Below are 24347 nucleotides of genomic sequence, written 5' to 3' on the forward strand. Positions count from 1 at the left end.
AAAAAACCCAGCCCCCCTCCTGTTCATCCTGACCCTGAGCTCGTCGAAGGGTCGAAGGACGCAAACTCACAAGCCGCTCGTACGAAGTACAAAAAAAGCCGCCCGAAGGCGGCAAAAAAAGGAGATCAACAATACGAAATACACTGCTCTGCTTTCACTTGCTTCCGCCAGACTCCCTGGCCCCGGACATCCTTCCGGTTTCCATTATCAAGCTCCCTGAATTCCTGAAAATCCTGTCGTTACCGCGCCGCCTGGGCCGCCGCCATATCCACCGAAGCCGGCTCCGGAATGATCTGGCCTGCCAGCCTGGCAACCCGTGCACCGAGGGCCCTGGCAATAGCCAGCTCGTTTTCGTCCACCCCGAGAGTGCCGTCAAAACCCGTGACCACTGACGCGCCATAGGGCGAGCCGCCTTTTCGGGTTGCTACCAGTTCCGGCACACTGTGGGGCACGCCCGCCAGAATCATGCCGTGTTGCATGAAAGGCAGCAGCAGCGACAGCAGGGTCATTTCATTCCCCGAATGCATGCCGCCGGTGGAGGTGAATGCAGCACCAACCTTGCCGATCAGCGCACCCTGCCGCCACAGAGGCGCCACTTCATCAATAAAGGCCCGCAGGGGCGTGCTCATCAACCCATAGCGGGTGGGAGAACCCCAGACAATGCCGTTGGCCCAGACCAGATCGTCCGCTGTCGCCTTCGGTAACTCTCGGTAGAACGCCTGCGCCGCCTGAAAGTCCGCCCGGGAATCGTCCACGCTGAATTCCGGCGGCTGAATATCCACCCGGCGCAAACGCACTTCGGCAGACTCGGCTTCCGCACCCCCGGCAATGGCCCGGGCCAGCGCCAGCGTGCTGCCGTAACGGGAGTCAACAATCACGGTGACCGTACGTTGTCCTGCTGGCTGGTAATTGGGGGTATCTGTCATAAGGGTTTGCTCCGTCAGGCCTGGGTCCGCCAGAAGGATTCGTGTATGGCTGCAGCCTCGTCTTCCAGCAGCGGGCCGATGACCTCCACCGCTCGCTGGCCGGACTCAAACACGGTGCGGCAGGGCAGGTCCAGGGTGGGATTCTCGGGATGGTTACCGGTCATCTCTTTGAGTCGGTGTTCACTGACACCATAGACCAGACGCCCCAGGCCAGCCCAGTAAGCAGCACCGGCGCACATGCAGCAGGGCTCGGCGGACACGTACATGGTGCAGCGGGCTAGAAAATCCGGGCGCCAGGTCGTGCTGGCCCGGGTCATCAGTACCCGCTCCGCATGACCGGTCATGTCCAGATCCGGCAGGTAGGCATTGACCTGCTCCATCAGCACCTGGCCCTCGTCGTCCACCAGCAAAGCGGCAAAAGGATGAATACCTTTGGCGGCGGCATGTTCCGCCAGATCAAAGGATTTTCGTAAAAATTTCAGGTCGGTCTCTCGATCTTTCAAAATAATGTCCTTAAAACAGCTTGTCAGGTCAGCTCCGGCTCAGCCCTGCTTTTTGGGCAGGCTCCAGGGGAAAAAGATCTGCTGGGTCCATTGCACCGATTTGAACAGCAGCAAGCTGACAGCGGCCAGGAAAAACAGTCCGGCAAACGCCTGGGGTATCCGGAAAAACGAGGTGGAAAACTGGATGAAGTAGCCCAGCCCCTGCTCCGCCGCCACAAACTCCGCCACGACGGCGCCGATAATGGCCAGGGTGATGCCCACTTTAAGTCCACTGAAGATATGGGGAACCGCATAGGGAATGCGGATCTGCCAGGTTTCGCGGCGGGTCGGCGCATCCAGGGAGCGACTCAGCTCAATCAGCTCCGGTGGTGTTTCATTGATACCGGTTGCAGTGGAAACCACGATGGGGAAGAACGTCAGCAGACAGGTAATCAGCACCCGGGAAGGATCGTCTGACCCCATCAGCACAATGATGAGCGGTGCCACGGCCACCACCGGAGTGGACTGGATGACCACCAATAGCGGATACACGGTGCGCTGCAACAGATCGGAGCGCATCATGGCGATGGCGATGGGTACGGCGATCACAATGGACAGGCCAAACCCCATCAGGGCCACCCGCAAAGTCGCCCACAGGTGCATGAACCAACGGCTCATATCCACCTGAAAGAAGGCTTCGAGAATGGCGCTGGGCGCCGGCAATACGTACACCGGCAACGAGAACACCTGACAGATCAGTTCCCAGAGCAGTATCAGCACCACAAAGAATAACCAGGGTGCGCCTGCAAACAGAACCGTTTTTAACGGTCCGTCAGACAGCTTCAGGCTCATAGATATGCTTCCTCAGGCGTTCCGTCAGTTCACTGAAGCGGAGCTCAGCAATGGTTTTCTGGGTTCGGGGTCGGGGCAGATCAATGTTGATCATGTCCAGGACCGTACCCGGGCGGCTGCTCATCACCAGCACCCGGTCCGCCAGCAGTACCGCTTCGGCAATGGAATGGGTGATAAACAGCACCGTTTTGGGCTGCTCTTCCCAGATTTTCAGCAGATCGAATCCGATCTGTTCCCGGGTCATGGCGTCCAGGGCTGAGAAAGGCTCATCCATCAGCAGGATGTCCGGGTTCAGCAGCAGGGCCCGAACAATACCCACCCGCTGCTGCATGCCACCGGACAGTTCATCCGGCATCTTGCTACCAAAGGCTTCCAGTCCCGCCATGGCCAACAGCTCGTCGGCCCGTTTCTCGTCGTCCCGGCCATAGCGACCGTATTTGTGTTTCAGGGGAAACAGCACATTCTTGCGCACAGTCAGCCAGGGCAGCAGGGTCGGCTTCTGGAACACAATACCCACGTCGTCTCTGGGGCCGGTTACTGGCAGACCAAACACACTGACCTCCCCCTCACTGGGAGTGAGCAGGCCGGAAACCATCCGCAGCAATGTCGACTTGCCGCAGCCGGAAGGTCCCACCACCGCCACAAATTCATGGCGGCGAATGTCCAGGTCGATGCCAGTCACGGCAGGCGGCACCGCCGGGTTGGGATCGTAACGATGTCCGACACCTGCCAGTCGCACGAAGGAACGGTCGGTGGCCCCGGTCATATCAGTTCATGGCCTCGAGCAGGGAGCGATCCACAATGGTTTCCGGGTCCAGGGCATCTTTCTCCAGACCTTCTGCCTGCGCCACCCAGTCCCAGGCCAGGGCAACCCGCTCCGCCGTCAGGGCACCCAGGCCGTCAGCCTCGGTAACCTCGTTGTAGACCAGCTTCATGGTATCCAGAATCTGGGCTGCCGCGACGTCCGGATCCACTTCCGGAACCATGGAGTGCAGTGCCGCCGCAGCGGCCTTGGGGTTGGCATTGGTGAACTCGATAGAGCGGGCAAAGGCAGTGATGAAACGCTTGGCCACATCAGGCCGCTCTGTAAGGAAGCGCTCGCTGGCCACCACGGAGGAGCTGTAGAGCTCAAGCCCTGCTTCGGACCAGGGAATCACCACCATTTCCTTGCCCACCAGGCTGGCCTGGGCATCAAACAGCGCCACGTTGGTCACCCAGGCGATGATGGCGTCGGTATTACCGTTCATCAGCATGGGGCCAAGAGCTCCCGGGTCGGTGCGGTTCAGCCGGACCGCATCCTCAGCCAGGCCGTTTTCACGCAATACCAGGGGCAGAAAAGCGTTGGAGGAGGTAAACGGGGATGTAGCCACCTGCTTGCCGTCGATGTCGGCCACCGACTCGATGCCACTCCCCTTCAGCGTAAAGAACGCATGGGGCGCCTGATTGAAAATGGTGAACACCACCTTCACCGGCAGGGTGCCATCCTGAACCCGCGCTGCCATCAGTGCGCCGATATCTGCGCTGCCGATATCGGACTGACCGGTGGCAATCTTGGTGATGGCATCCGTTGAACCGCGACCGCCAGAAATGCTGACATCCAGACCGGCTTCTTTGAAAAAACCCTCCTTGATACCCACGTAAACCGGGGACTTGTCACCACCCGGCAGCCAGTCCAGCTGATAGGTCACCTTATCCAGAGCGAAGGTGGACGTTGAAAACAGGGCCGCACTGAGACTGGCGGCCAGGGTCAATGAGCGGGCAATTGTCTTGAGCATGGGTCATCCTCATTTTCTGATCAATTAGTCAGGTTTTATCGAATAAAGCAATTCGCAGACCAGTTTGGTAAATACCAAGCATTTTCCCGGCCAAAGATTCCACAACGCTTATTTACTGACAGCACAACGACCTGAAGACTGTCGTCAGACGGGTGGCTAAACACCGGTATAAATGCAATAACGCCACCCCGCCCCGCCGCCGGAACAGTCGAAATCCCCTGCACGGCAAGAGTCCGACCATGCCCGATCAGAGTGCATAAAATTTTCCGCTGCCCTGAATTGATGCTACCTGCAGGCCCCCTTGAACGAGCCATTCTTCCTGCGCCAGGCGGTCCTTCCATGAACACCGGGACGTGACGCAGGCTGTCAGGGAATGATCCGGAATCTGGCGGATGGCACAGATCGTGAATATCTGACCAGATGGACAGTTCATGCGAACTTGCTGGCCGGACGCGCCAGACACAGGACCGGAGGCAATATGAAAACTGACAACCTGGCGGCGGCCTCGATCCCGGGCGCCCTGCCAATCATTGATCTCTCACCAATGCTGGACGACACCGGGATGCCATTGAGGCGTTCCTCGCCACAAAAGAAGGCCATGGCGAAGCAACTGACGGATGCCTGCCTTCATACCGGTTTCTTTTATGTAAGCGGACATGGCATCGCCGAATCACTGATTGCAGACGTGTTCCGTGAAACCCGGGCGTTGTTTGATCTGCCGGTCATGGAGAAAGAGGCCATCCACAAATCCCGGTCACCAGCCAACCGGGGTTACGAGCCCCTGAAAGGACAGACCCTGGAGCCGGGATCGCCACCGGACCTGAAAGAAGGCTTCTACATTGGTGAGGAACTGGGGCCGGACGATCCCAGAGTTCAGGCTGGTCGTTTCAATCACGGCGCCAACCAGTGGCCGGGCTCACGGCCGTCGTTCCAGACCACCATGATGAGCTACTTTGACCAGCTCAACGACCTGTCGGCCCGCATCATGTCGGCGCTGGCGCTGTCATTGTCGCTGCCGGAGGACTATTTCGCCGACTTCTGCCAGAAGCCCCTGTCGACGCTAAGGCTGCTTCACTACCCGCCGCAGCCAGCCCAGCCAGAACCCGGGGAGAAGGGCTGTGGTGCACACACGGATTTCGGCGGTATCACCATCCTGCTGCTGGACAACAACCCCGGTCTGCAGGTGTGGGACGCCGGCAGCGAACAGTGGATCAATGCCAACCCGGTGCCTGGAACCTTCGTGGTGAATCTGGGCGACATGATTGCCCGCTGGACCAATGACCGCTATCGCTCCACCCTGCACCGGGTCGTGAACAGCTCCGGTGCCGAGCGCTATTCGGTGCCCTTCTTCTACAGCGGCAACCCGGATCACGAGGTCCGGTGCCTGCCCGGCTGCCTGGGCAAGGGTGACAGCCCCCATTACCCGCCCACCACGGTGGAGCAACATCTGATGGACATGTACCGGAGGACCTATGCCTGACGCCAACGGATCTCAGTCAACACCAAAAGGCACGCTGGCACTGATTCACGGCGCCTGGGCAGGCAGCTGGGTCTGGGGTCGCCTGCAGCCACTGCTCGTCGCCCAGGGCTGGACCGTAGTGGCACCGGATCTTCCCGGCAGCAGCAGCCAGCTGGGCAACCCTGCGGAGGCCTCCCTGCAGGCCTGCGTTGATCATGTGCTGGATGAGCTGAAGCGGGCACCTGGCCCACTGGTTCTGGTGGGCCACTCCGGAGGTGGCGCCGTCGCCACCCAGGTAGCAGAGACCCTTCCTGAAAGAGCCCGGGGCGTGGTCTACATTGCCGGCATGATGCTGCCTTCAGGCACCGGCTTCACCAGTGTGGTGCAGGCGGTCATCGAGGAACACCCTGACGCCGCTGGCATTGGCCCGCACCTTGAGTGGGAAGACGACCGTATGGTCACCCGGGTGCCCCCGGACGCAGCCGCCAGCATCTTCTTCAATGATCTGCCGCCGGCGGAAGCGCGGCGAGCGGCAGAACGGCTGGGACCTCAGGCTGAGGGCAGCAGAGCGCTGGTGCCCTGGTGGACAGCGGAACGCTTTGGCAAGTTGCCGCGGCTGTATATTGAGGCCACCGAGGACCGCTCTGTCACCCTGGCAGCCCAGCGCAAAATGCAGGCTCTGGTACCGGGCGCCGAGGTGATCAGCCTGCGGTCCGGCCATGCGCCGCAGGTCTCGCAACCAGGGGCCGTGGCGGGCGCCATCTCCGGCTTTGCGCGACGGATACTGCCAGCCGACCCGGCCCCTCTCAATCCGTAAAAGAACGGTCAGTCGCCGTATATGCCGTCCACGAAGGACAAGTCAAAGGCCTTTTCCCAGTCGAGATTTTCTGGGAGGGTTCCCGCCGCTACCATGTCCTCGAAAAAGGCCTGCCAGCGGTCCCGGGTCATCATGCCGTAGCGGCCACCTGCGGCGGCATCGGATAGCAGCATGCCCTCCTCCTGCATCTTGGCGTGGCTATAGGCCAGCAGGTCATCCTTCATTTCCGGGTTGTCTGTCTTGATCAGTGCGTTAGCGGGGCCCGGATTTTCAAAGTACGCTTCCCAGCCCTCTGCGGTGGCCGCAACCATCCTCCGGACGAGATCGGGGTTATCGGCAACCATTTCACGGGTGGTATCCAGTGTCGCGGAATAGGCCTCCCAGCCATAATCAGCGAGCAACAGACTCTTCCCTTCAACCCCGGCCTGACTCAGAAAATAGCCGTCGTTGGTCACGTACCCCTGCTGGATGGTCTGCTCGTCCTGGATGAACTGGGCAAAACTGTAGTCATAGGCCCGCAACTGATCATCCGTGTAACCGTACTCTGATTTCAGCCAGGGCCAGTAGGCTACCCGACCGGCCGTGGGCACCCGCATGGGCTTGCCTTTCAGGTCTTCCAGAGAGTCATGCCCGACATCATTGTGAACCACCAGCGACTGGGGATCTTTCTGGAAAAATGCCGCGACCGTCACCAGTGGAATACCCTGATTCACCGAATTGAAGGACTGAAGGGCATAGCCCATGATGAAATCCACTGCACCACCCATCAGCAGTTGCACGTTATTGACCTGGGGCCCGCCCATCCTGATGGTGACATCGAGACCGTGTTCCTCGTAGATCCCCAGAGCCTTGGCGGCGTATAGACCGCCGTGCTCCGCCTGGGCATACCAGGTAGTGGAAACAGTCACCGGCGTCAGGTCCTCTGCCTGGGCGAGACCGGACAAGGCGCTCACCGAGAGCGATATACCGAGAACCAGTTTTTTCATTGCTTTCATGATCATTCCTCCGGGTGGGGGTCATGCCCCATAGGTATTGGCCAGCTTTTCCTGAAGGTGCCGGCCGGCAGAAATGGGTTCGTAGATCGCCGGTGACTCAGCCGTGGCACAGCTGTCGATACAGGCAATCTCAGCGTCTTTGTTGGGATGGCAGAAGAAGGCAATGGAATAGCGATCACGATGACTGAACTCGGGCGCCACATTGACACGGTGAGGTGTGGAGCAGAACACGTGGTTGGTCCATCGATGCATCAGATCTCCGGTATTGACCACTACCGTGCCCGGAATCGGCGCGGCCCTAACCCAGTCGCCGGCGCGCGTACGCACTTCCAGGCCGCCCACCTCGTCCTGGAACAACAAGGTAATGCTGCCGTAATCGGTGTGAGCACCGGCACGGCTTTCGCCATCAAGGGGTTCGAAGCCTTCTGGTAACGGCGGATAGTGAAGCAGGCGCAAGGTATGATGGTGATGACTATGGGCGTCCACAAAGAAGTCCGCAGATTGATCCAGAGCCAGCGCAAAGGCTTCCAGAACCCGGTCCGCCGTGCAGATGCACTCTTCAAGGAAGCCGCTCATGACGTCCTTGAACCGGCCGTGGCCGGAAGGCCACAGGTTTCTGGGGGCATCCGGCCCCGGCTCTTCCGGCGCCAGATTGAACGCTTCTTTAAGATCCCCGGGGCGGGACGGATCCAGGCGCTCCCGCCGGATGCCCACATAGCCGCGATTGCTTTGTGCGTTTTGCCAGGCAACCCGATTCTTTTCCTCAATGGGCAAGCTGAAGAATGACCGGGAAGCCGAAAACGCATCGGCCAGTTGCGTTTGCGGCATACCGCACTGGGCCAGGTAGAAAAAGCCCCACTCCTTGCTGGCCTGCCGCATCTGGCCTGCCACTGCCCGGCGTGACGACTCCGTACCATCCATGAAAGGACCAAAGTCGATTACAGGTATTCTAGATGGGTCGTCCGACATGATTTTTCCCATTGCCAAAAATATTAATTGCCTAACTGGTCAATCTTTTAGCAACGGCTATGCCACCTGAAAAAGTGGGCGTTTCTGCGGGTTGAAAGCCCAAAAAACAATGGATAGTGCCTCATAAAAGTGCGCCACAATGAATTCATGACCGAAAAGTCAGCCTTTTCCCGGCTCGGCAAAGGCACTACTTTTGCATACCCGAGACACTTCAGACCTTCGCAACGGGAATACACCAAAATGACTCAGACGCTGTTACTGAAGAACGCCCGACTCATCGCCACCATGGACGACCATCAGCGGGAGATCGGGAATGGTTACGTCCTGATCCGGGGCAACCGGATTGTAGCCGTTGGCTCCATGGCTGAGTTACAGGCCGATTCGCCCGACCAGCTTCAGCCTGACGAAATCATTGATATGACCGGCCACGTGGTGATTCCCGGGCTGATCAACACCCATCACCACATGTTTCAGTCCCTGACCCGAGCCCTGCCCGCCGCCCAGGATGCCGAGCTGTTCGACTGGCTGAGCGCCCTGTTCCCGGTGTGGCGCAACATCACCCCGGACATGCAGCGGGCCGCCAGCCGCACGGCCATGGCGGAGCTGATGCTGTCCGGATGCACCACCGCCGCCGATCACGCCTACCTGCACGTGAACGGCATTACCCTGGATGACAGCGTGCAGGCCGCGCAGGAAACGGGCATGCGCTTTCACGGTGCCCGCGGCGCCATGAGCCTCGGCCAAAGCCAGGGCGGCCTGCCACCGGATGAGCTGGTGGAAGCCGATGAACAGGCAATTCTCAAGGATATGCAGCGGGTGATTGAAGCCCACCACGACCACAGCCCGGACGCCATGGTCCGGGTGGCCCTGGCGCCCTGCTCGCCGTTTACCGTCACCACCGATCTGATGCGCGAGGCCGCCACCCTGGCCCGCAGCTACAAGGTAGGGCTGCACACCCATACCGCCGAAAACTGGAAGGACGTCGCCTTCAGCAAGGAGCGCTATGGCATGACCCCCACCGAATTTACCGAGGACGTTGGCTGGGTGGGTGAGGACGTGTGGCACGCCCACTGCGTGCACCTGGACGAGCCCGGTATTGCGCTGTTTGCCCGTACCGGCACCGGCGTTGCCCACTGCCCCTGCTCCAACATGCGGCTGGCCTCCGGCATTGCGCCGGTGCGCCGGATGCTGAACGCCGGGGTAAAAGTGGGCCTGGGGGTAGATGGCAGCGCTTCCAACGACAGCGGCAACCTGCTGGACGAAGCCCGCCTGGCCATGCTGTCAGCACGGGTACGGGACCAGGAACCCGGGGCCCTGTCAGCCCGGGACGCCCTGAGAATCGCTACCCGGGGTGGCGCTGAAGTGCTGGGACGCGGCGATGCCCTGGGCCGGATTCAGCCGGGCTATTGCGCCGACATCGTCGCCTTCCGCACCGACGATATCGGCATGGCCGGCGGCCAGAGCGATCCGCTCGCCTCGCTGGTGTTCTGCACCCCGCCCAGAGTGGCCTGGAGCATCATCAATGGTCGTATCGTTATTCGCGAAGGCGAGCTGCTGACCCGTTCTCTGCCTCATATTATTGAAGAGCAGAACGGGATGGCGGCAAGACTGCTGCAGTAACCTCACCCAGAGCGCTCCGGGGCCTGCCTGCGCAGGGCAGTGAACCCCGGGGCGAAGTCAGTGGTTTGCCGGAAAAAGCTTGCGGGGCACCCACCACAGATACACCGCCATACCGAGCAGCTCCACCAGTGACTGGAAGACAATCACCACCACCGCCAGCTCAAGATGCGATGGCAACGCCAGTGCCAGCGGCAGCACCACAAAGGAATTACGGCTGCCGAAGCTGAAGGCCAGTACCCGCCCCTGCCCCGACGGCAGCCGGAACAGTGGCGCTATCACCCGGGCCAGCAGCCCGGCGATGACCAGAAAGACTACAAAAATCAGCGCCAGATAAGCCAGCAGACCCAGGGATTCGCTGACGACGCCCACCTGGGCCGCCGCAATGGAGAACACCACAACCGCCAGCAAGGGCACCGGGAACCCGCCAAGGACAACAAGTAGCGACTGACGACCGGGCTTTTGCGCCACCCATTTTTCAGTGAAGAACGCCAGCACCAGCGGCAACAGGATCAGGCCCGCAAAGGCTGCTGCCATCTCCCGCTGCGCCACCCCGGCCGCAAACTCACCACCAAAAAACACCCATAAATAGACAGGCAGTAACACGATCTGCAGCAGCAGACTGACCGGAGAAAAGGCAATGGCATGGCGAGTATCGCCGCCACCCAGATGGGTAAAGGTAATAAACCAGTCGGTACAGGGCACCAGCAACACCAGCAGTATCCCGAGCCGAACCGCCGCAACATCCGGCGCCAGACTCATCAGACCCCACACAATAACCGGCAGCACCACAAAGTTACCCGTCACCGCAGCCGCCATAAAACGGCGATCAGCAAACGCCTCCCGCAGGTGGGCCAGTGGCACCTGGGTAAAGGTGGTGTACAGCAGCAGCCCCAGCACCGGCCAAAGCAGCCATTCCAGAACCCCCACCCGATCCGGAATCGCCGTTCCCAGCACAAGCCCACAGACAATGGCCGTCAGGTAGACGAGTACCTGATATTTTTCCCACACATCTGGCCTGAACAATTGTTATTCCTTAAATGCAGATCGTCTGAGTGTGGTGCATGAACCCGCGAATCATAGCAATTTACGCTCCGCAGCGTTGTCATCGCTGCCGGTGATGATTAGTATTTGCCAAGCAAACAATCCTGCCACGGAACCAGGATAGACGGTGGGATTTGAAACGGACCATTAAAAAGGACTTGGCCATGAATATAGCCCTTCAGACCGCCGACTATACCCAGAACTTCGACACCCTGCTGTACCGCGTCCGGCCAGGTGACAGCCTTGTCCGGATTCTGCAGCGGTACCACACCGGCCTGAACAGTACACAACTGGCACAGTTGATCGAACAGGTACAGACCGACAACCCTTCGATCACCAATCCTGACCGGATAAAACCAGACCAGCTGATCAGCCTGAAAATTCCCCAGCAATACTGCGCAGCCCCGCTACCCAACTACCACCTGCCGACCATACGCACCGAGAATCAGCAGTGGGTGTCAGAGCTGGAGCGTACCTTGGACAGAAGCACCCGCGAAGAACGTGATCTGTTGTCTGCTCTGTTACCTGCATTTATCGGTCTTGGCAGCGCAAAGATGTCGATGATCGACACCACGTTTTCCACCAATGCGCCGCTGATGCGTGAAATGGTCAACAATTATGAGGACTACAAGGCGGGTCGGCGAACCAAAGGCCAGTATGATTATCAGCGACGCAAACTGGTCAACCGGCTTACAGGCAATCTCGGGCCAACCAACCTGCTATTGAACGGTGGCCAGAGACCGACTGAGGTGCTTCGGATCTCTAATAGCAAGGGAATTGCGCCAACAGCCCCCATCGAGGCTCAATCCAAAAAAATGCTCAGTGCGGCAAGACTTGCAAAAACCGGAGGCGTTGTTCTCACCGGAGTCAGTCTGGGATTGGCTTGTCATGAAATAGCGGGCGCCAAAAGTCTTCGCGAAAAAAATGAAATCTTTGTAGAGACCGGGGGAGCAGTAATTGGCGGAATCGCTTACGGCATAGGCACCACAGCAGTTCTCCTACTCGTTGCTGGCCCAATCGGCTGGGTGGCCGCTCTAGCCATCGGCGCGGGCAGCGTAGTTGCTGGTTACGCTGGAAGCTATGTCTCGAAAAAGTTCTATAACGCGCAAGGCAATTCATATGATTTCGTCGGCGCAACCGGCGTGAACAATACCTGCTCGGTTTCGCCCAATCAGTCGCGGCGTCGCTTAAACAGCGTGCATTCCAACAATGCCATCATGAGCAGATAAAGTACGATGTCAGAACTCGAACCGACCTTTCTGCTTTTTATCATGCTATCAGTCGGCATACTTATTCTAGGTCTGTTGTACTTCCCGCTGTGGGCAGCACTGCACAAGTATCTGACACCCAGACTGGATGGCTTGCTGTTCAGGGAGCCCTGGTTTCAGAAATCAGAACTCGACAACTACAGGTTGTTCCCACTGAGCCTGCTCAGATCTCTGAACTATATCTATCTTATTGGCTGGCCAAGGATGGCCAAGAAAAAGCGCTTCAAGGGATTTGATTCTGCGATCCCGGTAGGCAAAACCGTTGTCCTGCTCTGCAGAGCACAGATGTTTATGGCCTTTTTCGGGCTTGGCCTGGCCATTGTCTATTTCGGTTACGGGGGCATCATGGCAGTTTTCGTGCTCTGAGCCTCGGCACAGGCCTCGATCTGTGCCAGCAAGTAAGATCTCACTATCTGCTGACACACCCACACCAATCCCTGTAGCATCCGCTCTTTTACAGCCACAGCTTCAGGGCACTGATCTGAATGTTACTTCCCCTGCTGAATTCCCTGGGTCTCGGTATTGTCGGTGGACTGGCGTTTGATTTCGCTGGCTTGCCGCTGCCCTGGATGCTGGGTCCGCTGGTGGTAAATCTGGTTGCTTCAATCCGCGGCGCCAGTGTGGCTGTGCCGGAACAACTGCGGATGCTGTTTCTGGGGGTGCTGGGTCTGGTGCTCGGCAGTCAGGTTACGCCGGAGCTGGCCTCGCGGGTGATTGACTGGCCGGTATCCGGGGCTTTGCTGCTGATTGGTGTGGCGGTTTCAACCTGGGCCTGTGCCGCCTGGTTTCGCTGGCGGGGTTTCGATGCTACCACCGCGCTGTTCGCAGCGGCGCCCGGTGCGCTGACGGCGATGATCATGATGGGCGAAGCCAGCGGTGGCGATCCCCGGAAAATTGCCATTTCCCAGTCCCTGCGGATCGTACTGGTGTTGCTGATACTGCCGCCGCTGTTCTGGTTCTATGAGGGCAGTGCCGGCGCCGACGTCTCCGCGTCGGCCAGTGGCGGCTTCTCGGCCATCTGGCTGCTACTGGCTTTGCCAGTGCTGATCCCGCTGGGGATCCGGCTCAGACTGCCGACACCCGCGCTGATGATGCCCTTGCTGGTGTCGGCCCTGCTCTCCGGTTTCGATATCGCCCGCTTTGATATGCCGGACTGGGGCGTTAATGCCATGCTGCTGGTTCTGGGATCCTCCATTGGTGCCCGCTTCCGGGGCATGACGCCCCGGATTCTCAGAAAGCACCTGAAAAACTCCTTCACCGCCACCCTGATCGCGTTGGCCATCATGGGGCTGTTTGCCGAGCTCACTCACCAGATTCTGGGTACCCCGAGAGACATCGCCCTGCTGGCCATGGCCCCCGGCGGTATCGGCGAGATGGCGATTCTCGCCGTCGCCCTGGGGCTGGATCCCATGTTCATTGCCTTTCACCATCTGTTGCGGGTGGTGGCACTGATGGCAGCGGCGCCCTTCCTGGCCAGGTGGATGCAGGCACGAAAAGCTTAGCGACTGCAATTTATGGAGCTGATCAGCCTCGCCGCCAGGCCCCGAACCACACGGCCCCCGCCGTAATGGTTCCGAACAGCAACATGCCAGCGGCAATAAAGGCGTAGACGGCGTTAAGGCCATAACCAAATACGTAGGCGGCCAGCGCAGCACCGCCGATCGCTACCACAAAGCGCACCAGGGCTGCGAACACCGGCCACTGCACGACACCGGCCCCCTGTGAGCCAAAGTAGAGCGCAAGGCCCAAACCCTGGAACAGGAACACCGGGCCGACTATCTGCAGGAAGCGGGCGCCGGCGGCGAAGGTTTCAGGATCGTCGGTGAACAACCCGATCCAGAGTTGCGGCGCGATGGCCAGCAGCAGGCCAACACTGCCGGTCAGAGCGGCGGCGAGAATACCTCCGGTCCAACCCACCTGCTCGGCCCGGGCAATATTGCCCGCACCCACGTTGGTACCGACAATAGCGGTCATGGCGGCACCGATGCCGAACACCATCGGGATCAACAGGAATTCCAGCCGGGCGGCAATGCCGTAACCCGCCAGTGCTGCGGCCCCGAAGCCACTGACAATCACATTGACCGCAGCGATAGCCAGCACTGTCAGCACCGGCGACAGGGACGACAGGGCGCCTACCCGGAAGATATCCGCAAACAGTCCCCGCTGCAGTTGCAGCGCGGACAACCGAAGTTGCAGCACATGGCCGCTCCCCAGCAGCCTCGCCAGCAGCACTGTCGCCATTAAACCCATGGCCAGTACCACCGAGATGGCCGCTCCGGCCACACCAAACGCAGGCAAACCGAACCAGCCGAGGATCAGCGCGCCGGAGAGTGGGATCTGCACACAGGCGCCAACCACCATCACCATCGCCGGAAATCGCATCTCACCCATGCCGCGATAAATGGCGGCGATAATACCCATGGCCCAGAGTGCCGTGCCCCCAGCAAACAGAATGTTTCCATAACGCACAGACTCGTCGATCACCCCCGCAGAGACATCGAGCTGTTGAAGCAAGGTACTTCCGACCACCAGCCACAGCGTCCAGAACAGAGCGCCGGCCGCTAATGCGATCACCAGACCATGCCAGATCAGCGCCTCCGCCTGATCCTTGCGGCCCCGGCCCAGAGCCCGGGCCACCGAACTGCTGAGGGCGCCACCAATGGCTCCGTTGGACAGCATCTGCATCAGCATCATCGCCGGAAACATCAGGGCGATGGCGGCCAGTGCTTCGACACCCAGCTGACTGATAAACCAGACTTCGGTCATGCTGACCGTGCCCTGCACCAGAAAGGCAATGGCGTTCGGTGCTGCCAGCGCCAGTATCAGTGGCAGCGCCGGGCGACTCAGCATCTGTTCTGTGCGAGTCGGCGCCGGCGTAGTCGTAGTGGTAGTTACAGGAACTGTGCTCATGGTGATGTCACCTCGTCCGTGGGGTGGGCAAGCAGCTCCAGTGACTCATCGAGCAACTTGTGAAGTGCGATTACCCTATCAGCACCCAGCACATTGTTGATGTGGCCCTGGGCAACTTTCCAGTACTCCCGCGCCTCGGCCCATTTCTGATGACCGGCATCGGTGATGGTCACGCTGCGACTGCGGGCATCGGTACCTTGCTCGGTCCGGGCCAGGCCGGCGTCGGTCAGGGGTTTAAGGTTGCGCGTCAGGGTGGAGGCATCCATACCCATGGTCTGGGCCAGATCTCCCGGCCGTATCGGGCCCAGCCTGGCCAGTTGCCCCAGCAACGCAAACTGGGTCGCCTTCAGCCCGGCCCGGCCAATCTCGGTGTCGTAGTACTGAGATACCTGGCGCATCAGCTTGCGGATTTTGTAATTGGTGCAGCCTCGCGGCGAGGTATTGCCCGGAGCAGTCATAAGCGATCACCATAGAGTTGTAGATACAATATTTGTATATGCAACTTATGATGTCAAGTAATGTGCAACCCGGTCATACCCAGCAATCATCCCTGCGACTTCCGGGAACCCTCCCGATGATCGTAGGTGGCATTGAGCCGTTCGGCCAGATAGTCCGAACACAGGATAGGGGGATAAAGCGGATCCTGATCCTTCACAATATCCCTGGGGTCCACCACAGAATCCGGATTCACCTCCAGGAAGAAGGCAATGGAATAGCGTTCCTGCTCTGGCGGCCGCACCCGGTGAGGTGTGGACACATAGTGGTTGTTGCTCCAGCGCATCAGGCAATCGCCGATGTTGCAGACAAAGGCGCCGGGCACATAAGGCGCCTGTATCCATTCGCCCTGACGGTTGAGCACTTCCAGACCCGCCACTTCATCGGTGGCCAGAATGGTGACGTTGCCGTAGTCGGTGTGGGTGCCGGCAGCACCATCTTCCCGGTCCAGCTCACCAGCACTGGCGGGATAGCGCAGCATCCGCAAGGTGGCAATGGGCGCGCTGAGGTGACTGTCAAAAAAGTGCTCATCAATGCCCAGATCCAGACTGAAGCCCCGGTGAATGGTGCGCCCCAGGTTCAGGCAATGATTGAAGTAATCCAGCGCCTGCTCGCGCCAGCCCTCAATGGGCGGCCAGAAGTTGACTCCGCGAAAGGGTTTGCCCGCCACCACTTCCGGATGATCATCGGGAAAGTCAGTGCCGATATTAAAGGCTTCCTTCTGATCGGCCCCGGCGGCGGGATTGAGCTTTTCATCGGACATGGCCACGTAACCCCGGTTATGTGGCGACAGCTTGATGGAGAGGGCCTGCTTCTTGTCGATCGGCAGCTGGAACAGGTCCCTGGCTCCTGCGAACGCCCGGTTCACCACCGCTTCAGGAATGCCGTGATCGATGACGTAGAAAAAGCCCACCTCACGACAGGCCCGGCCCAGTTCGGCCGCGGTTTTGCGGCGCACGTCAGCGTCATCACTGATCAGGCCGGCAACGGAAATCAACGGTAATGATGGCATGGATCACTCTCACTTCAGATCATGGAGGTTCGTGTATGGGCCAGCTTGCGGCAGGCCTCGTGCAGACGCAGACCGGCAATGCGGGACGCTTCGGTAATTGAGCCCGCCGATACCCGCACCGGCTGCCCGTGGGCAATCACCGGCTGGCCGTCGACCCACACCCCGGAGACATTGGCCCCGGTGGCGGCAAACACCAGATTCCACAGCAGATTGCCGCCCTGCTCGTCCACCGACATCGGTGCCAGGTTGGGGGCGCTGGTGTCCAGCAATAACAGGTCGGCTTTCTTGCCCGGCTCCAGGGAGCCGATGTCACGGTCCAGGCCCAGGGCCCGGGCGCCATTGATGGTGGCCATCCGCAGCATGTCCCGGGCCGGCAAGGCCGTGGCATCCAGCCGGGAGGCCTTCTGGATCAGCGAGGCAAATTTCATTTCCTCAAACAGACTCAGGCTGTTGTTGCACACTGGCCCATCAGTACCCAGACCCACGGTAACTCCAGCCGCGAGCATGTCCGGTACCGGTGCAATACCGCTGGCCAGCTTGGCATTGCTGACGGGGCAATGGGCGATGGCGGTTCCGGTATCGGCGACGCGCTGGATCTCATCACCGTTCAGCCAGACACAGTGGGCCAGCAGCGTTCGCTCCCCCAGAATGCCGTAGTGGTCCAGCAGGGCGATGGAGCGACGACCAAACTCTGCGGTCACCGCCTGCTCCTCCTCTTTCTGCTCACTGGCGTGGGTGTGAATGCCGACGCCGTATTCCCGGCTGTAAGTGACCGCATCACGGTAGGCGTCTTCGGTGCAGTAGAACAGATGTTCCAGCCCCATCCACACCCGGATACGGCCCTGCTGGCTGTCGTGATGGGTCTGGATCAGCCGGCGGTTCTCCTCCCGGCTGGCGAAAAAATCCTTGCCCGGCCGGTCCGCCACATAAGGCGCCAGCTGCACTCGCAAGCCAAGCTCCCCGGCTGCGTCTGCACAGCGGTCCATAAAACGGTACATATCCATCACACAGGTGGTGCCGCTGAGCAGCGCCTCCAGATAGCACAGGCGGGCGGAATGGTAGGCGTAGTCCTCAGTCAGGGCACGATGTTCCAGCTGATACCAGGGCAGCCACTCCATCAGCGGCATGTTCTCGGTAACGCCCCGCATCAGACTGGAATGGGAGTGGCAGTCGATCAGCCCCGGCAGCAACGCATGGCGATGTTCGCCGTCAAACACCGGGCATCCCGGCGGGAGCTCCACAGAGCCGGTCTCCCCCACCGCCACAATGCGGTCGTCCTCAACCAGCAGCGTGCCGGAGGGAATCACCCGGTCGCGGGTATCCACGGTGAAAATGGCGACATTGGTAATGGCAAAGTGACTCATGGACTTCCCGGCTCTCCCAGCTTACGCATTCAAAACTGACCAGTTGATCAGTTTTTAAAGCAATGGCTGTGCCATAGCTTCGAAGGCGCCAAGGCCCAGAAAGCACTTTCAGTTCCGCCACTTCCGTTAAGAATTGCACCAGTGCTGATCACACACCGGCAGTTCCGCACCAGGAGTTGTCACGGTGCCGCTGCGCCCCATTTTCAAATGCCACTTCATCAAAAGAAAGGTGAGCGACTGGCTGTTTGGCAATTAATCTCTTTGAGAGAGTGCTTTTACCAGCACCGGCATTTCCAGGAAGTATCGTTTTCACCGTGCTGTCCCGTCCTCGGTACAACGCCGGAGCACAGCGGTGACCTTGGCAAGGAGGCGTAGCCGCAATGCAGTAACCGTCGCCAGGCAGTCGATTTTTATGTGCTGTTAACTACAGGCAAATTCTTCAAGAGCTTTTCCAGCCAAACGATAGCCTACCCATTCATTTTGTGGTTTTGCACCTATTGACTTATAGAACTGTATCGCCGGCTCATTCCAGTCAAGTACGTTCCACTCGAAGCGACCACAATTTTTCGACACTGCGATTTTTGCAAGGTGCTTCAGAAGCGCTTTGCCGGCACCGACGCCTCTATACTCAGGAGAAACATACAAATCCTCGAGATATAACCCATGCTTACCGAGCCATGTTGAGAAATTGAAAAAATAGACCGCAAAACCAATAGGCTCATTGTTTAGGTTACAAATAACTGCATTAGTGGTCGTTTCGGCGCCAAATAAAGAACTTTCTACATCTGCAACGGTAGCCAATACTTCATTTTCTGCTTTCTCATAAATGGCAAGCTCTGTAATAAACCTGTGAATCAGAGCCGAGTCTTCAATTTTCGCTTGACGAATTACTATACCGGACACTCTATACCCTCGTTTCTAGCAATATATAAAGCAGAGCGCACCCGCGGCCTTGACGTAGCGAAGCGGAGACAAAGGCATCCGAGTGACGCGCCTGGTTAGCTGTTCTCAAGCATGTACGCACGAAGCTGCCGCTCCTCTCGCATGACATAGAGAACGAGAACCCGTTGCCCATCCTCACGATAGAAAATGCGACACGGTGAGACTACTACCTCCCGGTATACCGAATCAGGGAGCTCTGGAGGAATCCGTCCGGATTGGGGAAAGTCTTCCAAACGCTCAGTCTTATCGAAAACTTCCTGAACCAGATGACTTGCGGCAACAGGGTTATCCAGAGCAATGTACTCAGCGATGGCATCCAGCTCTTGAAGGGCGGGCTCCGTCCAGATTACTTCAGCCATTTACTCATTTTCTCCCTGGCCTCACTCTGGCTGTACGTTCTTCCCTCAAGTACAGCACGCTCTCCCCGTGAGAGCCCCTCAAGCAGCTCAAGTCGGCGCTGCATAAACTCGTAATCCTGCACATCGACAAGGTATGCGGATGGCTGACCATGCTCCGTGATCAGTACCGGCTCTTTAGACAAGTGCAGATCGGCCAGAATTTTTGTGGCTTGGCGCTTGAGATTCGTAACAAGCTCAACTTTCATGGGCTCACCCTGAATCAGACTAATAGTGACACTATAGTATCACTATTCCGGAGAGGCACTACCAGCTAACGCTTGGCTCACGCGCCGGTTTGGAGCCGCGAAGCGGCGGAAAATCGGTCGCTGTGCAGCCGATTGTTATGTTCTCCGTGAAGTGCTAGATTGTGTATAGAAATCGACAATCGTACACATAGGTGCAACATGAGAACCAACATTGTCATTGACGACCAGTTGATGGCCGAAGCCCTCAAAGCCTCCGGCTACGAAACCAAGAAAGAGGCCGTTGAACAAGGCCTGAAACTTCTGGTCCAGCTTAGCAAGCAGCAAGAAATTCGAAAACTGCGCGGCAAGATCAAGTGGGAAGGCAACCTGGATGAAATGCGGAGTGCCAGATGATACTGGTGGATACCAGCGTCTGGATCGACTATTTCAACGGAGTCGAAAACCCGCAAACTGATCTTCTGGATGCTTCGATAGCCCAAGGTTCCGTCGCTATCGGCGACCTCATATTTCTTGAAATCCTGCAAGGCATTCGCAACGACAAACAATACCGCCAGACCAAGCAAAGCCTGCTCGCACTGGATCAGTATGAAATGTTTGGCAAAAAAATGGCAGCTAAATGCGCTGACAACTATCGTGCGCTACGCAAAAAAGGCATCACGATCAGAAAAACCGCTGACGTGATCATCGCGACCTTCTGCATAGAAAAACAGCTACCCTTGCTGTTTTTGGATCGCGACTTTCTACCTTTTGTTGATCACCTTGGACTTGAGCCTGCCCTACGAAAAACATAACAGTTTATTCTACGTCAAGAGTGGCAATATGTCTGGACGGACCCAGTGCCAGAAAAAGAAATAAAAACTAAATAATTCAACATCTTGCAATATATAAACCTCACAAAACCAGCATATCCATTCCCGAAAAAGCGACAAAATGACGGTAGATTTCGAATATACCGTCAAATGTGGCCGAATATCCGGTGGATATCCGGAAAAAGCGCCATCATCGCCCCAGGAATGAGGTGTGCCTCACGCCGCTAGCCGTGCCCTACTGTAAAAGATATACAGCTTATTTTCTGGAGCTCTTCGTGCCATGGATATGCCACCACCAGTATGCTCTCAATCGACCCGTTTTCCGGACCTGCTCCGCACGTTTGTTCATGCTCGCGGCCCGGCCGAAAACCGAGAACGCCGGGAGCACCCTCAGTTGATTGAACTCACAGTAGTTTTTACCCTGACTTTTCTGTACCTGGCCTTAAAGCGTGACGAGCCTTTTGAGTTACAGGTCATCTACGCCATAGCCTTCATGCCCACGTATCTGGTTGTCTGTTTATTCCTGCCTCCCCAGTTGGCCATAACAACCAACCACCTGGGTCAGGCCTTTGGCTACGGGCGGGCCGTGTCGTTTGGAGCTATCCTGTTCCCGGAACTGAATACCCGGTCGCCGATTGCGGTCACAAGATTTCTGGGCTGGTTCGGGCTGGTGGTGGTGTTAGTAGGGTTTCTATCAAGAGGTTATGCCGCATGTATGTACCGAGTAACTTCCGGGAAGACAACACAAAAACGCTTCAGCAATACATTCGTGACTATGGCTTTGGTCTGCTGATCGTCAGCGATGACGAGGGAATCGAAGCCAACCATGTTCCCTTCTACTTGCATTACGAGGAAGAGGGCTCCTTAGGCCTTCTGCAATGTCACCTCGCCCGGAACAACCCGGTATGGCAACGATTGCTTAATGGGCCACGGGTGCTCGCGGTCTTTCAGGGGCCTGATGCCTACGTTTCACCCTCCTGGTATCCCACCAAAGCGGAAACCGGCCGGGTTGTGCCAACCTGGAATTATCTGGCGGTCCATGCAGAAGGAAACGCCCGGGTCATTCAGGATGCATCCTGGCTGAAACAGCATGTCGGTCAGCTGACCGACAAACACGAGTCAAAAAGGGACAACCCCTGGTCGGTGGAAGATGCCCCAGAGGATTTCACGGATCGCCTGGTGCAGGCGATTGTTGGGGTGGAGATTAAAATTGAAGCGCTGACCGGTAAGCTGAAAGCCAGCCAGAATCAGCCAGAGCGAAACCGCAACGGCGTCAAAGCCGGCCTTGGCGATGAAGAAGGAGCGAACAGCCGCGCCATGTCCCAGCTCATCACGTGAATAGGGACTGCTGTCAGACGACCCTCTCGCCGACAGTGACGACTACAAACACCAACAAGGAACGTCACCATGATTGAAAGAATGCGTGGAGTGTTTAAAGACCGCAACAAATACGAATGGATCGGTACGGACTGGCGCTGCCGGCCCTAGAGAGCATGCCTTGGGGTGGATTTGGAGAGTGGCTTTGGAGGGTGAGGTTCTGGACGAAATCACGGTCACTGCAGCCCGGTGACGGACTGCTACAATTGCAGACACAGCCACCGGTTTTTCGTTCTCCCAAAAGTGCTCCGGCGAACCTCTGACAGTCAGGGAGTGACATGATGACGAAGCCAATACGCATAACCCTTCTGGCAATCTCGTTGCTGGCCGCCCTGCTCGTGGTGGCGGCCTTGTTGGCCTGGATGCTTTTCGATTCAGACCGGGTCAAAGCACAGCTGGAGGCCCGGCTTGGCGATGCGCTGGGCATGGAGGTGAAAATTGGTGAGCCGCCAGGCTTCAGCCTGTTCCCATACGCCAGCGTCACTCTTGCCGATATCGAGGTGAGCCGCGAAGGACAGGCGGTAGCCACGGCCGAAAGTGCCCGCGTGCAGATAGAGCTGGGCAGCCTGCTGACCGGCACAGTGCGCCCCACCGAGTTACACCTTCAACGGCCAACGCTTTCCATCGAACGCCTCAGCCCGGGTGTCTTTAATATCTATGAGTCCAGTTCGGAACCGGGATCACCCAATGAGTTATCGCTGCAGCGGTTGCAGGTCTCTGAGGCACAGGTGAACTATGTGGACCGGACTTCGGGGCTGGAATGGCAGTTTGATAACTGCGATCTGGACCTGCAGGATATCCATCATTCCGGTAGCGGGACGGATGACGCTCTTGCAGCGTTCGCTGCCCACGGCGAGCTGGAATGCCAGACCCTGCGCCAGGGCAATTTTACAGTTTCCGATCTATCGATGGAGATCCATGGCGACAACGGCGTTTTTGACCTGGACCCGATCAGCGCCAATGTTTTTGAGGGTCAGGCCTCGGGGCAGCTGGAAATGGACCTCACCTCCAGTACGCCCGAGTTCAGCCTGACCGGAGAGCTCTCCGGGTTTGAAATCAGCGCATTCATGGCAATGCTGGCGCCGGGCCAGACCACCACCGGCACCCTGGATCTCGAGCTCTCTCTGAACGCACAGGGCGGCAACTGGCAGGCGATTCGGGACAGCACTGCAGGTAACCTGAGCATGACCGGCGGTGGACTGGAACTTCAAGGGTTCGATCTGGACGAAGAGCTGGGCGAGTACAGGGCCACCCAGCGCTTCAACCTGATCGATGTGGGCGCCGTCTTTCTGGCCGGACCCATCGGCCTTGTGGCCAGCCGCGGTTATGCATTTACCGGCCTGCTTGAAGGTAGTGGGGGCAGCACGCGTATTGTTGAGCTGGTTACGGAATGGACGATAGAGGGCGGTGTCGCGCGAGCCCGGGACGTGGCTTTCACCACTCAGGAAAACCGGCTGGCCCTCGGCGGTGGCCTGGACTTCGCCCGGTACCGCTTCGCGGACCTGAAAGTGGCGGTACTCGATCGCGATGGTTGCGCCATTGTTGAACAAACCATTACCGGCTCTTTCGACGATCCCGACGTCAACCAACCCAACTTCCTCGTGGCAGCAGCCGGCCCGCTGCTGGATCTGGTCGAAAGCGGCCTGCAGGCGATTACCGGTGAGGAATGTGAGACTTTCTACAGCGGTTCGGTTGCGCATCCATAAGATGATTGAAATGAATCGCCCACAAGACCTCCTGCGTCTGCGCCGCCTGGCCCTGTCAGCACAGGGACTGGTGCAGGCTCAGCCCTACGGGCGTGGCCTGGCCGGGGCGCGCAACGCGATCGGGCATCTTGGCTATGTACAGGTCGACACTATATCGGTCGTTCAGCGAGCGCATCACCATGTTCTGAATTCCAGGGTGCCTGATTTCAGACCGGCCATGACTAACCAGATGCTGCGTGATGGAGATATTTTCGAGTACTGGGCCCACGCGGCGGCGTTTCTGCCCATGGCGGATTTTCGATTTTCCCTCCCCTACAAGCACGCCATCAGAAGTGGCCAGACCCATTGGTTCAGAACACCAGACCAGAAGCTGATGGATGAGCTGCTGGCCCGCATACGGTCACACGGACCGTTGCGGTCCCGGGACCTGGATAACCCCACCGCAAAACGCGCAGGCTGGTGGGACTGGAAGCCGGCCAAAAAAGCCCTTGAACAGCTGTAATGCTATATACCTGAGGCCAGGCGTCAGTATGGCTACTTCTGTCTGCCACTGCTTTATCGCGATGAGTTTATCGGGCGCATGGATTGTAAAGCCCATCGCAAAACCGGCACGTTGGAAATCAAATCACTTCACCTTGAACGGCACTGTTTTGACGAGGATCTGGTCATTGCTGCGTTTGCAGAGGCCATTAAACACTTCTCTCACTTTCAGCAGTGCGACTCGGTAACTTTGACCAGGACCTATCCTGAGCATCTCACCCAGCGTTTGCGTACTGCGCTGGAAGTTTCCGAGTGACAACGCAAAAACAGTCAGCAATGTGTGCTTTGAAGTATCTCCATAAATTTCAGGGGACGGTTACATAGGTGGCAAGCATTACGAAATAATCGCTATTATTCTGCCAGGGGTGGAGAACTATCGCCCGT

Annotated in this window: 28 protein-coding genes; 13 read left to right on the forward strand and 15 right to left on the reverse strand. The window is 58.2% G+C overall.

Features of this window, described 5'->3' with window-relative positions:
* Window positions 1–239 precede the first annotated feature (239 nt).
* From wrbA to AAC035_RS01210, 5 genes are read right to left on the reverse strand one after another with little or no spacing between them, the layout of a single operon-like run.
* Window positions 240–926 carry an NAD(P)H:quinone oxidoreductase gene (gene wrbA, locus AAC035_RS01190; RefSeq protein ID WP_339799215.1) on the reverse strand — a complete coding sequence of 229 codons (687 nt, stop codon included), beginning with the start codon at window positions 924–926 and terminating at the stop codon, window positions 240–242.
* A gap of 14 nt (window positions 927–940) precedes the next feature.
* Window positions 941–1429: a nucleoside deaminase gene (locus AAC035_RS01195; protein WP_339799216.1), complete on the reverse strand. Its 489-nt coding sequence runs from the start codon at window positions 1427–1429 to the stop codon at window positions 941–943.
* A 39-nt stretch (window positions 1430–1468) separates the two neighbouring features.
* Window positions 1469–2260: an ABC transporter permease gene (locus AAC035_RS01200; protein ID WP_339799218.1), complete on the reverse strand. Its 792-nt coding sequence runs from the start codon at window positions 2258–2260 to the stop codon at window positions 1469–1471.
* The gene (locus AAC035_RS01205) at window positions 2241–3026 is read right to left on the reverse strand and encodes an ABC transporter ATP-binding protein (RefSeq protein WP_339799220.1); all 786 of its coding nucleotides are present in this window, start codon (window positions 3024–3026) and stop codon (window positions 2241–2243) included. The genes AAC035_RS01200 and AAC035_RS01205 overlap by 20 nt, the downstream gene beginning before the upstream one ends.
* A gap of 1 nt (window position 3027) precedes the next feature.
* Complete coding sequence (locus AAC035_RS01210; protein ID WP_339799221.1) at window positions 3028–4035, reverse strand: ABC transporter substrate-binding protein; 1008 nt, start codon at window positions 4033–4035, stop codon at window positions 3028–3030.
* Between the two features lie 478 nt (window positions 4036–4513).
* On the opposite strand from AAC035_RS01210, the gene AAC035_RS01215 reads away from it, so the two are divergent.
* On the forward strand, window positions 4514–5515 hold the full coding sequence (locus AAC035_RS01215; protein ID WP_339799223.1) for a 2-oxoglutarate and iron-dependent oxygenase domain-containing protein: 1002 nt from the start codon (window positions 4514–4516) through the stop codon (window positions 5513–5515).
* Window positions 5508–6311, forward strand: a complete 804-nt coding sequence (locus tag AAC035_RS01220) for an alpha/beta hydrolase (protein WP_339799225.1) — start codon at window positions 5508–5510, stop codon at window positions 6309–6311. The genes AAC035_RS01215 and AAC035_RS01220 overlap by 8 nt, the downstream gene beginning before the upstream one ends.
* An 8-nt stretch (window positions 6312–6319) precedes the next feature.
* On the opposite strand, the gene AAC035_RS01225 is transcribed toward AAC035_RS01220, so the two are convergent.
* Both AAC035_RS01225 and AAC035_RS01230 read right to left on the reverse strand, forming a co-directional pair.
* Window positions 6320–7306: an ABC transporter substrate-binding protein gene (locus AAC035_RS01225; RefSeq protein WP_339799227.1), complete on the reverse strand. Its 987-nt coding sequence runs from the start codon at window positions 7304–7306 to the stop codon at window positions 6320–6322.
* A 21-nt stretch (window positions 7307–7327) separates the two neighbouring features.
* Window positions 7328–8275, reverse strand: a complete 948-nt coding sequence (locus AAC035_RS01230) for a 2-oxoglutarate and iron-dependent oxygenase domain-containing protein (protein WP_339799229.1) — start codon at window positions 8273–8275, stop codon at window positions 7328–7330.
* A gap of 240 nt (window positions 8276–8515) precedes the next feature.
* On the opposite strand from AAC035_RS01230, the gene AAC035_RS01235 reads away from it, so the two are divergent.
* Window positions 8516–9895, forward strand: a complete 1380-nt coding sequence (locus tag AAC035_RS01235; RefSeq protein WP_339799231.1) for an 8-oxoguanine deaminase — start codon at window positions 8516–8518, stop codon at window positions 9893–9895.
* Window positions 9896–9952: 57 nt separating this feature from the next.
* On the opposite strand, the gene AAC035_RS01240 is transcribed toward AAC035_RS01235, so the two are convergent.
* Window positions 9953–10918, reverse strand: a complete 966-nt coding sequence (locus AAC035_RS01240; protein ID WP_339799233.1) for an arsenic resistance protein — start codon at window positions 10916–10918, stop codon at window positions 9953–9955.
* A 182-nt stretch (window positions 10919–11100) separates the two neighbouring features.
* Between AAC035_RS01240 and AAC035_RS01245 the strand changes: the two genes are divergently transcribed.
* The 3 genes from AAC035_RS01245 to AAC035_RS01255 all read left to right on the forward strand — a co-directional run bounded on the left by AAC035_RS01245 (window position 11101) and on the right by AAC035_RS01255 (window position 13706).
* Window positions 11101–12165, forward strand: coding sequence for a LysM domain-containing protein (locus AAC035_RS01245; RefSeq protein ID WP_339799235.1), 1065 nt, complete (start codon window positions 11101–11103; stop codon window positions 12163–12165).
* Between the two features lie 6 nt (window positions 12166–12171).
* Window positions 12172–12570: a hypothetical protein gene (locus AAC035_RS01250; protein WP_339799237.1), complete on the forward strand. Its 399-nt coding sequence runs from the start codon at window positions 12172–12174 to the stop codon at window positions 12568–12570.
* Between the two features lie 119 nt (window positions 12571–12689).
* A complete protein-coding gene (locus tag AAC035_RS01255) occupies window positions 12690–13706 on the forward strand; it encodes an AbrB family transcriptional regulator (RefSeq protein ID WP_339799239.1) in 1017 nt (338 codons plus the stop codon).
* A 22-nt stretch (window positions 13707–13728) separates the two neighbouring features.
* Here the strand turns inward: AAC035_RS01255 and AAC035_RS01260 are convergent, their stop codons facing one another.
* The 7 genes from AAC035_RS01260 to AAC035_RS01290 all read right to left on the reverse strand — a co-directional run bounded on the left by AAC035_RS01260 (window position 13729) and on the right by AAC035_RS01290 (window position 19531).
* Entirely contained in the window at window positions 13729–15114 is a 1386-nt protein-coding gene (locus AAC035_RS01260; RefSeq protein WP_339799241.1) for an MATE family efflux transporter, read from the reverse strand.
* Window positions 15111–15572 carry a MarR family winged helix-turn-helix transcriptional regulator gene (locus tag AAC035_RS01265; RefSeq protein WP_339799243.1) on the reverse strand — a complete coding sequence of 154 codons (462 nt, stop codon included), beginning with the start codon at window positions 15570–15572 and terminating at the stop codon, window positions 15111–15113. Before AAC035_RS01265 ends, AAC035_RS01260 begins: the two co-directional genes overlap by 4 nt.
* Window positions 15573–15658: 86 nt before the next feature.
* Window positions 15659–16621: a 2-oxoglutarate and iron-dependent oxygenase domain-containing protein gene (locus tag AAC035_RS01270; protein ID WP_339799245.1), complete on the reverse strand. Its 963-nt coding sequence runs from the start codon at window positions 16619–16621 to the stop codon at window positions 15659–15661.
* Window positions 16622–16635: 14 nt separating this feature from the next.
* Window positions 16636–17985, reverse strand: coding sequence for an amidohydrolase (locus AAC035_RS01275; protein ID WP_339799247.1), 1350 nt, complete (start codon window positions 17983–17985; stop codon window positions 16636–16638).
* Between the two features lie 420 nt (window positions 17986–18405).
* Complete coding sequence (locus AAC035_RS01280) at window positions 18406–18888, reverse strand: GNAT family N-acetyltransferase (protein WP_339799248.1); 483 nt, start codon at window positions 18886–18888, stop codon at window positions 18406–18408.
* Window positions 18889–18983: 95 nt separating this feature from the next.
* Entirely contained in the window at window positions 18984–19286 is a 303-nt protein-coding gene (locus AAC035_RS01285) for a type II toxin-antitoxin system RelE/ParE family toxin (protein WP_339799249.1), read from the reverse strand.
* Window positions 19274–19531 carry a type II toxin-antitoxin system Phd/YefM family antitoxin gene (locus AAC035_RS01290; protein WP_022990189.1) on the reverse strand — a complete coding sequence of 86 codons (258 nt, stop codon included), beginning with the start codon at window positions 19529–19531 and terminating at the stop codon, window positions 19274–19276. Before AAC035_RS01290 ends, AAC035_RS01285 begins: the two co-directional genes overlap by 13 nt.
* A 198-nt stretch (window positions 19532–19729) precedes the next feature.
* Between AAC035_RS01290 and AAC035_RS01295 the strand changes: the two genes are divergently transcribed.
* The 7 genes from AAC035_RS01295 to AAC035_RS01325 all read left to right on the forward strand — a co-directional run bounded on the left by AAC035_RS01295 (window position 19730) and on the right by AAC035_RS01325 (window position 24219).
* Complete coding sequence (locus tag AAC035_RS01295) at window positions 19730–19924, forward strand: type II toxin-antitoxin system VapB family antitoxin (RefSeq protein WP_137436767.1); 195 nt, start codon at window positions 19730–19732, stop codon at window positions 19922–19924.
* Complete coding sequence (locus AAC035_RS01300) at window positions 19921–20322, forward strand: PIN domain nuclease (protein ID WP_339799257.1); 402 nt, start codon at window positions 19921–19923, stop codon at window positions 20320–20322. The genes AAC035_RS01295 and AAC035_RS01300 overlap by 4 nt, the downstream gene beginning before the upstream one ends.
* 298 nt (window positions 20323–20620) lie before the next feature.
* Window positions 20621–21133: a hypothetical protein gene (locus tag AAC035_RS01305; RefSeq protein ID WP_339799259.1), complete on the forward strand. Its 513-nt coding sequence runs from the start codon at window positions 20621–20623 to the stop codon at window positions 21131–21133.
* Complete coding sequence (locus tag AAC035_RS01310; protein WP_339799261.1) at window positions 21052–21678, forward strand: FMN-binding negative transcriptional regulator; 627 nt, start codon at window positions 21052–21054, stop codon at window positions 21676–21678. The genes AAC035_RS01305 and AAC035_RS01310 overlap by 82 nt, the downstream gene beginning before the upstream one ends.
* Window positions 21679–21995: 317 nt before the next feature.
* Window positions 21996–23423, forward strand: coding sequence for an AsmA family protein (locus AAC035_RS01315; RefSeq protein ID WP_339799263.1), 1428 nt, complete (start codon window positions 21996–21998; stop codon window positions 23421–23423).
* Window positions 23424–23433: 10 nt separating this feature from the next.
* A complete protein-coding gene (locus tag AAC035_RS01320) occupies window positions 23434–23925 on the forward strand; it encodes a crosslink repair DNA glycosylase YcaQ family protein (protein ID WP_339799265.1) in 492 nt (163 codons plus the stop codon).
* Between the two features lie 6 nt (window positions 23926–23931).
* Window positions 23932–24219 (forward strand): crosslink repair DNA glycosylase YcaQ family protein, encoded by a 288-nt coding sequence (locus AAC035_RS01325; RefSeq protein WP_339799279.1) that lies wholly within the window; start codon window positions 23932–23934, stop codon window positions 24217–24219.
* Window positions 24220–24347 lie beyond the last annotated feature (128 nt).

Source organism: uncultured Marinobacter sp. (assembly GCF_963974375.1).
Taxonomy (GTDB): Bacteria; Pseudomonadota; Gammaproteobacteria; order Pseudomonadales; family Oleiphilaceae; genus Marinobacter.